A 15,191-nucleotide genomic window follows, 5' to 3' on the forward strand; every position below is an offset into this window, starting at 1 on the left:
TTTGACGACTGCCGACACTTCAGCGCAGTTGATCAGGTCCGGCAAGGACACCTCCAGAAACCATTGCAATCTACTCCTTCAGGACGCATTGTTCCGTTAAGCGCTTTAAAAAACGACGCATCGAGGGGGAAAGATGCCGCGAGAAAAACCTGGAAATGCGGTGCCAGAGAGCTCCAATCTGGATGACTGCCACCCCCATCACCGTATTTTGTTTGACCCTATAAAGATCGGGCCCGTCGTCGCACCCAACCGCTTTTATCAGGTACCCCACGCCAGCGGCATGACCGAGGCTAACCCCAGGGTCCGAGCGGCTTTCCGAGGTACGAAAGCTGAGGGGGGCTGGGGCGTTGTCAGTACCGGCGCCGTGTCGATTCACCCCAGCTCTGATGACTCACCCTTACCTTTCGCTAGGCTTTGGAACGACGCTGATATTGCGTCCCATGCCTTAACCACTGAGGCAGTGCACAAGCACGGAAGTCTGGCCGCCGTTGAGCTTTGGCACGGCGGTGCGGTGGTCATGAATCGAACCTCGCGACTGCCACCCCTGTCTCCCTCGGGTGTTCCATGGGCCGCCACACACATTGGGTTTATGGGACAACAGCGACCCAAACCTATGGACGGTAGTGATATTGAGGCCGTACTCAACTGGCAACGGGCTGCCACCCGACGGGCACTCGATGCGGGCTTTGACATCATTTACGTGTATGCGGGAATGGGCTATCTCGGCTATGAATTTTTACTCCCAGAATACAACTGGCGCACTGACGGCTACGGCGGCAGCCTAGAAAACAGAACCCGTTTTGTCCGCGAAATGCTCGAGGTGACACGTGATGAAGCCGGTGGCCGCGCCGCCGTCGCTCTGCGAATAAGTTTGGAGGAATTACGCGCCAAGCCCAGCGACCATTACGCAAGTGAGGCTCACGGCGTGGTGAGCCTACTCTCCGATGTCCCCGATTTATGGGACGTCAAAATGGACTCCAGCCCCAACGACTGCGGAGCGTCACGATTTCGCCCCGAGGGCGCCCACGAACCTATCATCGACTTTGTCCGGACCGTTACCGATCGCCCGGTTGTCGGAGTGGGCCGTTTTACCTCCCCCGACACCATGGTGTCGCAGATCAAGCGTGGCGTTCTCGATCTTATTGGAGGTGCCCGGGCCAGCATTGCCGACCCCTTCCTACCCGAAAAAATACGCCGGGGTGACACCGATGCTATCCGCGAATGTATTGGCTGCAATATGTGTATTGCCAGCTGGCATGACGGCGTACCGGTACGCTGCACACAGAATGCGACCGCCGGGGAAGAGTGGCGGCGAAACTGGCATCCCGAACAATTTCAGCGCGTCAAAAAACCCGAAAGTGTTCTGGTGGTTGGCGGCGGCCCAGCGGGACTCGAGGCGGCCCTCGTAGCGGCGCGCCAGGGGTACGAAGTGACCCTTGCCGAGCAAAGCAGCGATTGGGGTGGCCGAGTCCTTCAAGAAAGCCAGCTACCGGGGCTAAGAGAATGGCGGCGGGTTCGCGACTATCGGGTTTGGGCCCTGTCACAGCTGGGGAATGTCGCGATGTATACCGACAGTCCCATGGGCGTTGACGAGATTAGCAGTCTGGAGGCCCGGCACATTGCTGTCGCCACCGGTGCACAATGGACCACGCATTTATACTCTCCTCTGGAAATACCCTCAGAGCCGCTAATGGGACCTCAGGTGTTCACCCCGGAAGATGTTTTCGCCGGTCGGGTGGCCGGGGATCGAATTCTTGTCTTCGACTACGACAATTACTACCTCGGGGGTGTCATTGCGGAACACCTTGGTCGTCAGGGCGCACAGGTCGTTTATGCAACGCCAGCGGGTCATGCCTCGGCATGGACGTTCATGACCAACGAACTGCCCTATGTGTACAAAGCACTGGGCGAGCAGGGCGTAGAGATACTCACGACCACCAACCTCGATCACTTTAATGGGCAACTTGCAGGGCTCAGTAATTTGTTCAACCAGCAGCCCCTTGAACGCGAAATCGATGCCGTTGTCGTCGTGGGGCTTCGCCAACCCAATCTCGATCTCTATCAGGCTTTACAAACCGCCCAAGAAAATACCGACAGCCCATTGATTGACACCCCCATCACTTTGGTTGGCGATGCCCTCGCTCCGGGTGCTATCGCCCATGCAGTTCACAGTGGTCACGGCTTCGCGCGATCGCTCATTGATGGCGACAGCGCGTATTTCAGAGATGAACCTATTAACTTGCTGGAGCCACAACCTGTTTTTGTTGAAGGCTGATACCCATGCCCTCAAAAATACTTAATAACGCAAAGGGCGATACATGGCCGGCGTAACGCTTGATACATTAGAGAAGACATTGCCTCGGGAATACTATCTCGACGACACGCTGTATCAACGCGAGTTTGCCGCCATTTTCCATAGTGATTGGGTTTGCATTGGCAGAGCGGAGGCACTTTCCCAACCCGGTGATTATCAAGCCCTGCGATTTGGCGAACAGTCTATTATTGTCTTGCGCGGCGAAGCCTTTGAGTTACGGGCCTTCTACAACGTATGTCGCCACCGCGGTGCAGAATTAGTCCCCATGCCCGACACAGAAATGCGGAGGGGCCACTTTGATCGCCGCATAACCTGCCCCTACCACGCCTGGAGCTATCGACTCGATGGCACCCTGCGAGGTACGCCTCATCTAGCCATTGAGCCTGGGACCTCGGCATTACACCCTGTATCCGTCGCCGACTGGGGTGGCTTTATCTTCATTCGCCTCAATGATCGCCGCGGAGAATCTCTCACTGAGGCCCTGGGGGCCGCTGCCCAGCGCCTCAAAAACTATCCACTCGCAGACCTCCGTCTCGGACACAGCCTCGAATATCGCGTTGACGCCAACTGGAAAGTCATACTTGAGAACTACAACGAGTGTTATCACTGCGGGCCTGTCCATCCTGAGCTTTGCAAAATTGTCCCCGCCTTCCGCCAAGGAGGTGGCCACGACCTAGACTGGGACGCGGGCGTGCCTCACCGGGAGGGTGCTCACACCTTCACCGCCAACGGCACCACCTCTCGAGCGCCCTTCCCCGGTCTCAGCGACACCGAAAAGACCCATCACAAAGGCGAGCTGTTTTACCCCAACCTCATGCTGAGTTTGGCCATGGACCATGTGGCGGCTTTTACCGTGTGGCCAGAATCTGCCAGCGTCACGCAAATACGCTGCGACTTTCTGTTTCATCCCGACGAACTCGAGAAGTCCGATTTTGACCCCATGGATACCGTTGAGTTTTGGGACCTTGTTAATAAACAGGATTGGGAGATTTGTGAAAGCGTGCAGCGAGGCATGCAAAACGCGGTTTTTGAGCACGGCTATTACGCGCCAATGGAAGACTACAGCTTGGACATTCGCCGCTATGTCACCGGTCGCCTCGATGACATGGGCGCTGCTCCTGCTGCACCATCGCAAACAACGGATACCAACTTAAATGAATAAGGTCCCGCCAAAGTTTCCGGGCGCCCCGCTATGATCTGGAACGCCCCACTATGAATCGGCATCAAATTCCCGTGCGCTGGCGTTTGTTTGGCGTCTTATTTTTACTCAGCTTTCTGTCCTACCTCATGCGACAAAATATTCATGTCGCTGGCGAACTCATGATGCCCGAGTTGCGGCTGAGTGAGCTGGAAATGGGTTGGATTTATGCGAGCTTTATCTGGGGCTATGCGCTGTTCCAGTTGCCCGGAGGCATTGCAGGCAATCGATTTGGTCCTCGGCGCACATTACTGGTCGTGGGCCTGCTGGGTATTTTGGCCTCAGGACTGACCGGACTTTTACCGGGGCTCCTTTTTCAATCGACAACCGGAGTTATCGCGGTGCTGCTCTTGGTGCGATTTGTGATGGGGATAGCTCATGCCCCCATGTACCCGGTTCAAGCAGCCGTCGTAGAGCGCTGGTTTCCCGTGGGTCAGTGGGCGCTTCCCAACGCTGTTTCGAGCACTGGACTCACTCTGGGTGCCGCGGCGGCACAGCCCCTGGTCGCCCTTGTGATGGTGTACTGGGGCTGGCGCGCCTCGTTCTATGTCTTCATCCCCCTAGGTTTAGGGCTCTTTGGTTTGTGGTGGTGGTACGCCCGTGACAATCCGGTTGAGCATCCAGCAATGGGTGAGGATGAACTGAAGGCCATTCAGGCCAACCGCGATGATTTGACTCAAGAGGTCGGATTTAGTGCCTGGAAGCAGCTGATTCGCAATCGCGAAACACTGCTTCTCGCCATGTCCTACTTTTCCCTTAACTACGTGTTCTACCTGTTCTTCACCTGGTTTTTTCACTACCTGGTTAAAGAACTGGGGTTCAGTATTCTCGAGACCGGATTTCTCGCGGCCTTACCTTGGGTCACGGGAGCCTTTGTAGCCACACTGGGAGGCCTTACTTGCGACGCTTTGTGTCGACGAATAGGACCTCGCTTGGGTTGTCGTATTCCTGCCATGGTAGGCCTGACGGGCGCAGGCTGTTTGCTATACGCCGGCCTTTACTCCACCTCGCCTTACATGGCGGTCGCACTTCTGTCGCTATGCTTTGCCTCCACTCAGTTTGCCGAGGGCGCCTTTTGGTCGGCCCAAACCTTCGTTGCAGGCCCGTACACTGCACCCGCTTGCGGGTTGATGAATACTGGAGGTAATGCGGCGGGTATTGTCGTGGCGCCCCTCATGCCTTTTCTAGCGCAGCACGTAGGGTGGGTCGTTGCACTTTCAACAGGCACCGTTGTGGCATTTGCGGGTGCACTACTTTGGCTGTTTGTTCGGGTCGATCGTCCTTTTGAGCCACAGGCTGTTTAAGCCATAAACTATTGCCGCATCGCCGTAGCCGTCGTACTCGAGCGCCATGAACTCGGTACAAAAAGACCGTCGATGCCCTGCTTGTGACCTTAGACCGCACTGTTTACCATGGTGAGATCGCGCAACCACTGCGAACACCATCTAATCGCACTGACGGCACAAATAGTCAGTTAGGAGCCACCATGATTCCAAGGTTTCAAGCAGGTCAGGAACAACACAAGTGGCTTGATGCCCTATTTGAGGTCGGCGCTATTATTATCGAAAAGGTGGCAACCCCCGCCAGTATTGAAACCTTCAATCGTGATCTTCAGCCTGAATACGAACGCGTAGGTGCGGGGTTTCAAAACGACTTTAATGGGTACCGAACCCGCCGCGTTGGTGGCATCGCTGCGCATTCCCATGAATTTCAGACACTGTTTACCCATCCCGATGTTTTGTCACTGGCGAACGGGGTTTTAGGCCCTCGCTGCGAGACGATCCGTGTTGGCAGCACCACGGCCATCGAGATTTTGCCCGGGGAAGATGCTCAGGTTATTCACGCCGACGACACCATTTACCCAAAAGAGTATCTCCCGTTTGAAGTTCAAATTTCAGCGCTTTGGGCGCTTGATGACTTCACTGAAGAAAATGGTGCAACCCGGGTTATTCCGGGGTCACACTACAACGGCTCCCATCCTGACGATGCTGAGCAGCCAAGCTTTCCCGCTGAAATGCCCCGTGGGTCAATCGTTGTTTATCTGGGATCAACCCTGCATGGCGGCGGTGCAAATCGCAGTAATAAACCGCGCAGAGCTCTGGTCAATACTTATGCCTTGGGCTGGCTGCGACAGGAAGAAAATCAGTACCTGACCCTTAACAGCGACACCGTTTCCTCACAGCCCGACAACGTCAGAAGGCTTCTGGGCTTCCAAGTTCATGGACCCAATCTTGGCGTGTGGCCACAGGATCCAGACGGCAAGTGGTTTGAGTCCTAACCCCTCGATGGAGTCACCCTCTTTTGCACACCCTCCCTCGGGTGGCTCGGTCAATTGGCAGTCGCGCTACCAGCAGTACCTAAAATGGCCCATTTATAGCCTGCTGTTTCTAAATTTTCTCCTGTATGTGCTTGAGGACTCACGCACCTTGACGCGACAGGGTTACGAATCGATCTGGGACATTACCTCAGCCTATGCCAACTCTCTGGATGTGGCGGCCTGGTTTGGCTTACTGCTGGTCTTCGAGATTGAGACGTATTGGCAGAATATTTATGCGATCCGGCGCGTGCGTTGGCCCTTGAATCTGATGCGCTTGGCTTGCTTTGGAGTGCTAGTGCATACCCTGGTGGTTTACACCGGCGAATTCCTCAACGTCCTTGAACCCACAAAACTACTCTTAGCCGAGGCATTTTGTGGCCAAACCAACGTTACGCTTTACGAGCTGCACAATCAGGTCTACACAACGTTAACTCCGAAAAGCTGCACCGAACGCTTAGCGTCGGGGGAATTGACGCTGTCATTTAACGCTACCACCATCATGACGGATCAGGGTTGGCGGATTGCACGTATTCAGGCACTGGTCTCACTCATTGAGTGCGCATCCTGGCTTGCAGCAGGTGCAGCCTTCGCGACTTCAGCTTTTTTAAAACGCCGGCAGACTGATACCGGCAGGCTCGCGACTTTAGTGCGTCATACCCCCCACGTCAGCTACTGTCTGATTGTTAGCTGTGCACTAACCTGGGGTTGGTATGGCAAATATCTCTACACCTACGACAGCCTGCTCTGGCTGGGTGGCTTTGCCATGATTGAGGCCAACCTATCGACTTGGCGACAACGCATTCAGCAGCTTTGGGGAAGGCAGCACCGCCAGTAACAACGCTGACCACCAATAGTTTTAAACGGCCTCAGAGAGGGTGTGCAGATACCAGTGAATAAACTGCTGTAACGCTTCTTCGAACTCGGTGTGATAGGGGCCGGGCTCGAAGAATCGTGAATTTACGCCCAGACTATTGCGCGTAATGATGTAGTCGTCTTCCAATGTCGTGTGGTGCCACAGCCAAGTCAGCTTCTCGAGATCGTAGTCTTTACCCTCAACCGCATCGCCACGGACAAACCAAACCAGCTCCATATCGGTCTCGGTAAGGGAGCGCGGTAAAAAACGGTACAGCACGCAGTGGTCGGGATAGTTCAACATAAAACTCAGGGGGCCCATCTGGAAGTCACCCGCACCGCCGTCGTAATCTTTGAAGTGCCCCATGAGAGGCGCTACCGGCTGGCCATCCTGACTACCGGTTACAAAACCCTCGTACAAACCGTAGCGCATGGTATGCGCGCAGGTGCCAAAGTTATCGGCATCGAGGTAAATCTGGGTATGGGCTTGAGCGATACCCGCAATTCCCGTTTTGGCATCGGCATTTTCCAGCATCTTGGCCACGACTGGCGCCGACTTCTCTTCGAGATCCTTCAAGGTGTGCAGCCGCGCGTATGCCCTATGGGAGGTTGCACAGTGATAACACTCTAGATAATTTTCCAGCGCGAGCTTCCAGTTAGCCTGAATACGATAAGTCTGCCGATGAGCCACCTTGGCGTTAGCTAAATCATAGGCGCCTAATGGAATGCGCATTTTGTCCAAGGACGCCACCAAGTCAGCGGCATTAGGGTCACAATTTATAAAGACCATACCCATGTATTCAACACAGCGAACGGCCTTCAAACCCAATTGAGTCTTATCGAAATCCGGCATGATGTGGGTTTCGCGGGCGGCTTTGAGCGAGCCATCTAAGTCATAGACCCAGCCATGATAGGGGCAGACAAAGGTCTTTCTATTACCTGTGGTCCCCTCACAAACTCGAGAACCGCGGTGCCGACAAATATTGTGCATCGCATTGATCGAGCCATCCGCTGTTCGCACCACGATAATTGCATCTTCACCCACTTCGAGAAGCTGATAGTCGCCTGTGTTCGGTATTTCGCTGGTATGCAGCGCATAAATCCAGCTTTTGAAGACCAAGTGTTCAAGTTCAAGCTCGTGCACAAGGTGCGAGCGATAAAAATAAGGATCGATTGCGTAATCGGGTCGCTCCTGTTCGGCAGCAAGCTTCTCACGCAGCTGATCGGTAGAGTCATCAACATGGGTGGCAATCACAGACATAATAGTTACCCCGGGCTCACTCCTTGAGGAGTGGCAACCTAGAAGGGAGGCGCCGGCGTTTGTCGCCGCCGCTTAGGATTGAACAATGGGCCGTCTATCACGCGGCATGGTGCAAGCATCCGCGTCCAGTGCAGCTCGCGCTGATAATAAATTTCGGCGGTCAACTCATCCCCAACAGCACCATGGGGCATCTCAAGTTGAGCGTAGGCAATATTAGATTTCACCGTAGGACACCAGGCAGCAGAGGTGACAGTGCCCACCACTTTATCGCCCTTCATAATAAAGGAGTGTTCCGCTGGCTTATTACCCTCGATGTCGAGCATGGCAAAGCGATAGCGCGAGCCTTTGGCTTTTTCGGCAAGTAGCGCTGAACGGCCATTAAACAGAGGCTTGGAAAAGTCGACCAGCCACTCGAGACCCAATTCAAAGGGGCTGCGCGTACGGCCATTGCGCACGACCTCTTCCGCGGGCACAAAGTCGACGTGGGCTTGAATAAATCCCGCTTCAATTCGGGCCATATCTAAAGCATAAGAGCCGATGGGTTTGATGAGGTATTCGCGACCGTGCTCAAATAACTGATCCCACAAGGCCTCAGCCTGAGCCGGCGCCACCCAAACTTCGTAACCCAAATCTCCCGTGAAGCCCGTACGGCTCACCATCATTGGGGCGCCTTCAAAGGTAAAGTGGGCAATACCAAAAGGCTTAAGCTGATCCAATCCAGTGCAACCCAGCAGCGTCAAAATCGTGCACGACGTTGGGCCTTGCACCGCCAGCCCGGCGAGGTCTTCGCTCTCATTGGTAATCGTGACGTCAAAGCCCAGAGTGCACCAATTGAGCCAGTCGTCGGCGCGCTGGTATGAGCACAGCCTGAAATCTTGCTCACCCAAACGAAAGATCGTGCCATCGTCCATGACCTGCCCCGCATCATTGCACCACACTGCGTAGCCAACACGGTTGATCCCCAGCTTACTAACGTTGCGCGTCACCATGCGATTGAGGAACGCCTCGGCGTCGGGGCCAATAATTCGGTATTTATTCATGGGTGATAAATCAAAAACACCCGTGGTACTGCGAATCGCAAAGTATTCGAGCTCGACATCGAAGTAGGCATTGGGGGTTGTGTAACCCATCCAATTGCCCCAATCATTCATGTCACACATCGCCTCAACCCGCGAGTGAAACGGGGTGGGCAGGAGCATAATGTCCCGGCTTGAGGTAATCATGCGAAGGCTCCTTGCTTAATCATTTCCTTAGCCGCATTGCGACCCGGCAAGCCCATTAGGCTACCCCCCGGATGGGCGCCAGCACCGCATAAATACAAACCATCAATGGTGGTCTTGTACTGGGTGGAGCCGGGGAATGGTCGCATCATCAGCGCCTGATCAATCGACAGCTCACCGTGATGCCAGTTTCCTCCGGTCATGCCATAAGCGGCTTCAAAATCGGACGGGACCAGTAATTCCGAGGCAACAATCTGACCTTTAATACCCGGGGCATAAGCTTCCAATTGCTCAATGAGGTTATCGAGCACCGCTTGGCGCTGCGCCTCCCAACCGCCCTTGGGCGCATAGGGTAAGTAATGCACCAAGGCCGTCAGAACATGCTGTCCACTCGGGGCAAGGCTGGGGTCTTCGATACTGGGAATACTGATATCAAATACCTGCTTGGGCCCGCACTCGGCGTACTTCATAGGGTTGAAGGCGCTTTCGATGGCATCCATGGTCGGTGCAATAACCAGTCGCTGAGACAGTGCGGCGGTATCAAGCCCCGAAAATGCCGGTAACTCTGATAACGCAAGGTGCAACTTGGCGGTACCGCTGCGCGTTCTATATTGGGCTGCGCGTCGGGCCGTGCCCGTTTCAAGGTGCTGATAACCCAGCAGATCCCGGAACGTTGTGGTTGGGTCGGCGCTGGAAATCACCGCCTTGGCACGCAGGGTTGTACCGTCAGCCAAGGTGACACCACAAACACGATCGTCTTCTTTGACAATCGCCTCTACGGCACTGCCTAGGCGAACCGCCGCGCCGTGCTTCTCAGCGACCTTTTGCAGCGCATCGCCAAGGGCGCCCATACCACCCATCACCTGTACAACCCCCTTGGACTGCAGCTGATTACCCAGCGCGCGGTGCAAATAGGTGTAAACAGTATTGGGTGAACGCGGTCCCATATTCGTGCCGGTAATCGCATCCAGTGCCAGCGCCGCCTTCAGGCCTTCATGATCGAAATTCTCATTCATCACATCGTAGATATTGATCAACACAATGCGCATCAGGTCCTGCATGTTGGTCTTGCCCATGAGCTTTAGGCCCAAGCCCAGCTTCATCAGCGTCAGCCGGTCGGGCCAGTTTGCATCGACCAATTTGGGGGCACGGCCACGATATAGCTTTAGCATCAGCTTGCCAAAAACATCCATTTGCTGACGAAACGTTTGAAAGGCCGCCTGATCTTTAGTGCCAATACCGGCACCCCGCAAAAAATCACCGTCGATACTCAAATGGTCACCATCGGCTTGCAGTGCCACGGTGCGTTTTCGCGCACCCACTTTTAAACCTGCTGCCTCAAGCCCCAAATCTCGGACAATGGCATCGTCAAGCTGATACAGCCACTGCGCACAGTCGGACATGCGAAAGCCCGGGGCCACTTCCCGCGTGCTGGCACAGCCGCCGGCTTGATCCCTAGCATCCAAAATAAGGACGCGCTGCCCCGCCTTGGCTAGATAAGATCCACAGATCAATCCGTTGTGGCCGGCACCTATGATGATCGCGTCGTAATCAGTCATCAGCATAGCCTCCGGGCACAGTGTTGGGTCGTTTGAGATCCATCAGGATTTCCCGAGCCGCATTGGCACCGGGCGCGGCCATCACGCCACCCCCGGGGTGAGTTCCGGAACTGCACATGTACATACCTTTAATAGGACCGCGGTATTGGGCATACCCCGGGAAGGGCCGGTTGAACAGCAATTGATCGAAGGTAAGCTCGCCCATGAAGATGTTGCCTTCAGTAAGACCGACTTCCGCTTCAATTTCTCGTGGCGTACGGGTCTCGCAGTGAAGAATAAGATCTTTAAAATTGGGACTGTACTTGGCAATTTGGTCAATCACTGACTTTTCAAAGCCGTCTTTATCTTCGTCCGTCCAATCACGTCCCTCGACTTTGGGTGGCGCATACTGCACAAAAACCGACATCATGTGTTTGCCGGGTGGCGCCATCGTGGGATCGGTTAGCGACGGAATCATCATGTCCAAATAAGGATCCTTGGACCAAGTTCCGTTTTTCCAATCGTCATAGGCGCGTTCTTGACGCTCAAGGGAATCACTAAAGTGAAGATCTCCGGCCATAAGCTTGCTGCGGGGATCGAGACCGTCAAAAATAGGCAGGCCATCAAGGGCAATATTCAGCTTGCCCGAGGAGCCTCTAATCTTGAAATTTTGGGCCTTTTGAATAACGTCTTCGGGCAAATCTTTGGGGTTGGTAATATCGAGAAAGGTGCGCTTGGGATCGAGGTTGGAAACCACAATGTCGGCGTAATACTCGGTGCCATCCTTCAAAGCAACGCCCTTGGCCTGGCCGTCGCGCACGATAATTTCATCGACGTTGGCGTCACAAATAATCTCGCCCCCGTAAGAGAGAAAGGCCTTAGACAAGGCATCGGCCACTGCGCCCATGCCCCCTCGGGCAAAACCCCAGGCTCCGACATTACCGTCGACATCGCCCATGTAGTGGTGCAGTAGCACGTAGGCTGTGCCAGGCGAGTACACACCCAACGCCGTGCCAATAATGCCGCTACCGGCGAGGTGGGCTTTTAAAACATCGGTCTCGAAGTATTCGTTGAGATAATCGCCAACACTCGCCGTCCAGAACTTAATGGTATCGAGCAAACCCTCCTCGCCCATTGAGGTAAAGGATTTGGCGAACTCAATCAAATCGCGCAAATCACGGAGTTTGAGCGAGGTGGGATCAGGAGCGGTCTTTAACAAATAGGGCCGGATGAGTTTAGTTTGGCGGCTGGTATCGGCCACGTACCGGTCGTAGGCGTTGGCATCGCGTTTTGAGTGACGTGCGATCTCGCGATAGTGGCGGTCGTGGTCACTGTAGCTGCCCAGGTGGTCGCCGTTTTGCATAAAGGTGGCGCCGCCCCCAAAAGGAACAACCTGCAATCCGTGGCGCGGCAACTCTAAGTCCCGGGTAATCTCAGGCCGCAGTAGGCTGGCAACGTAAGAACAGTTGGAGTAATACCAACCCTTGTGCAGCTCGCGACTCACTGTGGCGCCACCGATATAGGGATTGCGCTCTAATACGGCAACCTTGAGACCTGCTTTCGCGAGGTAGGCGCCATTGGTCAGACCATTATGGCCGGCACCAATAACAATTGCGTCGTACTGGTTCAAGGCATTCTCCGTCCTACAGATGTTGGTACAGAGTCTGCCACGGTCGTCTTTGGCCGTCTAGTATGAATGAACGTTCATTTATAGATTGCGATTTAGTGTGATGTTGTTAGAGTTGAAGTGCATTTAGGCCACGCGATAAGTTTGTCCATTGACATCAGCTTCCCCACCTACAGCAACGATACCAACCGAAAAGAAGCGTCGGCAAATACGTTCACGTTCGGAACGACGCCTACAGTTAATTCACGCAACAATTCGGTGCATTGCACAACATGGATTATCGGCCACCACCATGCAGCTGGTCACCCGCGAAGCCGGGCTTAGCCTTGGGATTGCCAACCTGCACTTTCAGAGTAAAGAAAACCTACTCGCTGAGACGCTGCGTCATGTCACCAAAGAATATAACGACGGATTACTGGCAATTCTGATCCCTGAAAGTGGGACGTCTCAGGCCTCTCTTGCCGACACTCTCGAGCGGCTGTTGGATTTCCAATTGAGTCATGGTGTCACCCAACGGCAAAAAATGGCCGTTTGGTTTGCTTATTATGGCGAAGCGAGCGCCCGCCCTGTCTACCAGAAAATCTGCTCCAGCAGCGACCGCTTGTCGATGCAAAAGGTCGAAGAGCTGTTTGCTGCTGTCATCAACGAAGGTCACTACCAAGATCGCGACCCCCAACAGCTGGCGACAGGCTACCTGGCATTAATCGACGGCTTATGGCTAAACCTGCTGATTGCCCCGCGAGTACTGACCAAGGCGAGAAGCAAAGGTTTAGCCAGAGCTTATTTACAGCAGGCCTTTCCCAAGCACCTCAGCTAACACTTCAAGCTGGCACCTAAAACCCTGCAAAATTTTGCGCTACCGGGTGATATTCCCCGGCGGGATGTAGTCAAAGATAAAGTTAATACGGCCTTCGCTACCCTTGTTCATAACGCTGTGCTGTTTCTGATTATTAATCTCGTAAACACTGCCAATCTGCATACGCTGCGGGCGCCCATCGATCATGAAGCGCACCCGTGGATTGCTCGATATCGGAATGTGGATACGGTGCCCGTGGTGAAAGGACGGGTGTTTATCGTTGTGAGGTTTAATAACGCCGTTGGCCTGCAGCCTTGCCGCCATCGCCCGAATAATTGTGCCACCTGGCGGGTAATGATCTTCCAAAATTTTGTGCATTAGGGGCACCGCCTCTTCGGCCAGCAAGTCCCAACCCACTTCTTTACTCACTTCGATATTGGGCCAGCCGTGTCCATCAGTGAATACCAGCACAACCGACTGTGTGTGGGCATGCACCTCATACTCAAGTTGACGAAACTCGTTGCCAGCCCAAGCCTCCTCTGGCAGAGACAGTATTTTGTCGCGCAGGGGGTCAATGTTATAAGACCCTAAGTCTTTTATGGGTACGCCGATATCCATAGTCACCAATGATTTCGATTGAGTGAGTGATGATGGCGACTATTTCGGTAACGATCAAGTTAGGTAGCGATCGAGCACCATTCAAGCGACTATGAAAATAAAGGTGCCGGTCTGCACCCACGAATAATCAAGGAGTTACCGTGCGACGTCCTATTCTTTTTTCCCTGCTTTTGCTGGCCCTTGCCCCAACAGCCATGGCCGAACGCCTAGCCTTAGTACCCGACGCTTTAATCGATGGTTTGAGTGACCATGCCCAACAGGGGCGGGCCGTGTTAATTGAAGGGGAATACATTGTGGATGTGGTTGACGTCGACACGCTGTCTCCAAACGTCAAACAAATCGCTTTACCCGGGCAAACCCTGATGCCGGGCCTCATCAATGGACACGAGCACCCGCTTATATACGGTGACAATTATCAAAATGCCCATTTGTCAGGCTCCTCTGCTTACAAGACGCTTCTCGGATTAGCAGCCCTGCAGGGCATGCTCCAGCACGGCTGGACCACCGTCAGAGTTATGGGTGACGCCGATGCCTTTTTTGGCAATCAGGATATCGCGAGAGCGGTTAGTGAAGGGGTTCACCAAGCGCCTCGCATCACCGGTGCCGGACATTATTTATCGATCACCGGCGGTGGTGGCGATATCAACTACCTCTCCCCAGAACAGGCCATGATCAGCGACGGTTATATTGTCGATGGCCCCATGGAAGTCCGCCGCGCCGTACGGCGAGAAATAAAATTTGGGTCTGACTGGATCAAAATTTTGGTCACCGGAGCCTTTCACTCGGTCGGTGACGACCCTAAAAACGTTGCCTTTAGTCCCGACGAACTCGCTGAGGCGGTCGCGGAAGCTAGCCGTCACGGTGTACCCGTGGCAGCCCATGCCCATGCCAATGCCGGCATCAATCAGGCCATTGAAGCCGGTGTACGCTCTATAGAGCACGGCACCTATCTCGACGACTACTCAATAGAGCTGATGGTGGAACACGGGACATTTTTGGTACCGACCATTTATGTCGGTGATTATTACGCCGGCACCGACAAGTTATTGGCGCAAGATAAAAACGACGACGTGTATCTCAACTACCGGGACGAGTGGCTGAGCTTGATCGGTCGGGCTCATCGGGCGGGGGTCAAAGTGGTGGTAGGTTCTGATCTTGGTGGGTACAACATTGATCCTCAGGCCTATGCGCGTGAAATTGCCGTACTCACCGAAGCCGGCTTGTCGCCCATGGCTGCGATTAAAGCGGCAACCTCAGTAGCTGCCGACATGTTGAATTGGAGCGGACAAGTTGGCTCGGTACAGACCGGCCGCTGGGCTGATTTAATAGCCGTTTCGGACAATCCTCTCGCCGACTTGTCACTGCTGGAAAATCCAACATTCGTCATGAAAGGCGGTCAAATCGTGCGCTGGGACGAGGCAGCGCAGCAAAGGGCGTCGTACCCTTAACC

Annotated in this window: 12 protein-coding genes; 7 read left to right on the forward strand and 5 right to left on the reverse strand. The window is 54.3% G+C overall.

Annotated features, from left to right (window positions below; all coding sequences use genetic code 11):
* Positions 1 to 133 precede the first annotated feature (133 nt).
* From ACMAY6_RS14600 to ACMAY6_RS14620, 5 genes are all read left to right on the forward strand, one after another.
* The gene (locus tag ACMAY6_RS14600) at positions 134 to 2,275 is read left to right on the forward strand and encodes an FAD-dependent oxidoreductase (protein ID WP_435213018.1); all 2,142 of its coding nucleotides are present in this window, start codon (positions 134 to 136) and stop codon (positions 2,273 to 2,275) included.
* Between the two features lie 43 nt (positions 2,276 to 2,318).
* Positions 2,319 to 3,476: an aromatic ring-hydroxylating oxygenase subunit alpha gene (locus ACMAY6_RS14605; protein ID WP_435213019.1), complete on the forward strand. Its 1,158-nt coding sequence runs from the start codon at positions 2,319 to 2,321 to the stop codon at positions 3,474 to 3,476.
* A gap of 50 nt (positions 3,477 to 3,526) precedes the next feature.
* Positions 3,527 to 4,816 (forward strand): MFS transporter, encoded by a 1,290-nt coding sequence (locus tag ACMAY6_RS14610; RefSeq protein WP_435213021.1) that lies wholly within the window; start codon positions 3,527 to 3,529, stop codon positions 4,814 to 4,816.
* A gap of 182 nt (positions 4,817 to 4,998) precedes the next feature.
* Complete coding sequence (locus ACMAY6_RS14615; protein ID WP_435213022.1) at positions 4,999 to 5,790, forward strand: phytanoyl-CoA dioxygenase family protein; 792 nt, start codon at positions 4,999 to 5,001, stop codon at positions 5,788 to 5,790.
* Positions 5,780 to 6,664: a hypothetical protein gene (locus ACMAY6_RS14620; protein WP_435213024.1), complete on the forward strand. Its 885-nt coding sequence runs from the start codon at positions 5,780 to 5,782 to the stop codon at positions 6,662 to 6,664. The genes ACMAY6_RS14615 and ACMAY6_RS14620 overlap by 11 nt, the downstream gene beginning before the upstream one ends.
* Before the next feature lie 21 nt (positions 6,665 to 6,685).
* Here ACMAY6_RS14620 and ACMAY6_RS14625 read toward each other — a convergent pair whose 3' ends face one another.
* The 4 genes from ACMAY6_RS14625 to ACMAY6_RS14640 are packed head-to-tail and all read right to left on the reverse strand — an operon-like array spanning position 6,686 to position 12,330.
* Positions 6,686 to 7,942 (reverse strand): aromatic ring-hydroxylating oxygenase subunit alpha, encoded by a 1,257-nt coding sequence (locus ACMAY6_RS14625; protein WP_435213026.1) that lies wholly within the window; start codon positions 7,940 to 7,942, stop codon positions 6,686 to 6,688.
* Positions 7,943 to 7,980: 38 nt separating this feature from the next.
* A complete protein-coding gene (locus tag ACMAY6_RS14630) occupies positions 7,981 to 9,165 on the reverse strand; it encodes an aminomethyltransferase family protein (protein ID WP_435213028.1) in 1,185 nt (394 codons plus the stop codon).
* Positions 9,162 to 10,721 carry a phytoene desaturase family protein gene (locus tag ACMAY6_RS14635; RefSeq protein ID WP_435213029.1) on the reverse strand — a complete coding sequence of 520 codons (1,560 nt, stop codon included), beginning with the start codon at positions 10,719 to 10,721 and terminating at the stop codon, positions 9,162 to 9,164. The genes ACMAY6_RS14630 and ACMAY6_RS14635 overlap by 4 nt, the downstream gene beginning before the upstream one ends.
* Entirely contained in the window at positions 10,714 to 12,330 is a 1,617-nt protein-coding gene (locus tag ACMAY6_RS14640) for a phytoene desaturase family protein (RefSeq protein ID WP_435213030.1), read from the reverse strand. The genes ACMAY6_RS14635 and ACMAY6_RS14640 overlap by 8 nt, the downstream gene beginning before the upstream one ends.
* Positions 12,331 to 12,478: 148 nt before the next feature.
* Between ACMAY6_RS14640 and ACMAY6_RS14645 the strand changes: the two genes are divergently transcribed.
* Positions 12,479 to 13,144, forward strand: coding sequence for a TetR family transcriptional regulator C-terminal domain-containing protein (locus ACMAY6_RS14645; RefSeq protein ID WP_435213032.1), 666 nt, complete (start codon positions 12,479 to 12,481; stop codon positions 13,142 to 13,144).
* Between the two features lie 39 nt (positions 13,145 to 13,183).
* Here ACMAY6_RS14645 and ACMAY6_RS14650 read toward each other — a convergent pair whose 3' ends face one another.
* The gene (locus tag ACMAY6_RS14650) at positions 13,184 to 13,741 is read right to left on the reverse strand and encodes an aspartyl/asparaginyl beta-hydroxylase domain-containing protein (protein WP_435216055.1); all 558 of its coding nucleotides are present in this window, start codon (positions 13,739 to 13,741) and stop codon (positions 13,184 to 13,186) included.
* A 140-nt stretch (positions 13,742 to 13,881) separates the two neighbouring features.
* On the opposite strand from ACMAY6_RS14650, the gene ACMAY6_RS14655 reads away from it, so the two are divergent.
* Positions 13,882 to 15,189, forward strand: coding sequence for an amidohydrolase family protein (locus ACMAY6_RS14655; protein WP_435213034.1), 1,308 nt, complete (start codon positions 13,882 to 13,884; stop codon positions 15,187 to 15,189).
* The last annotated feature ends 2 nt before the right edge of the window (positions 15,190 to 15,191 follow it).

It is taken from the genome of Luminiphilus sp. nBUS_16 (genome assembly GCF_051201645.1).
Classification (GTDB): domain Bacteria; phylum Pseudomonadota; class Gammaproteobacteria; order Pseudomonadales; family Halieaceae; genus Luminiphilus.

Bases quoted from the DNA above. Each gene is read 5' to 3' on its own strand.
- ACMAY6_RS14600 (WP_435213018.1), top strand. From the start codon at position 134: ATGCCGCGAGAAAAACCTGGAAATGCGGTGCCAGAGAGCTCCAATCTG.
- ACMAY6_RS14605 (WP_435213019.1), top strand. From the start codon at position 2,319: ATGGCCGGCGTAACGCTTGATACATTAGAGAAGACATTGCCTCGGGAA.
- ACMAY6_RS14610 (WP_435213021.1), top strand. From the start codon at position 3,527: ATGAATCGGCATCAAATTCCCGTGCGCTGGCGTTTGTTTGGCGTCTTA.
- ACMAY6_RS14615 (WP_435213022.1), top strand. From the start codon at position 4,999: ATGATTCCAAGGTTTCAAGCAGGTCAGGAACAACACAAGTGGCTTGAT.
- ACMAY6_RS14625 (WP_435213026.1), bottom strand. From the start codon at position 7,942: ATGTCTGTGATTGCCACCCATGTTGATGACTCTACCGATCAGCTGCGT.
- ACMAY6_RS14630 (WP_435213028.1), bottom strand. From the start codon at position 9,165: ATGATTACCTCAAGCCGGGACATTATGCTCCTGCCCACCCCGTTTCAC.
- ACMAY6_RS14635 (WP_435213029.1), bottom strand. From the start codon at position 10,721: ATGACTGATTACGACGCGATCATCATAGGTGCCGGCCACAACGGATTG.
- ACMAY6_RS14650 (WP_435216055.1), bottom strand. From the start codon at position 13,741: ATGGATATCGGCGTACCCATAAAAGACTTAGGGTCTTATAACATTGAC.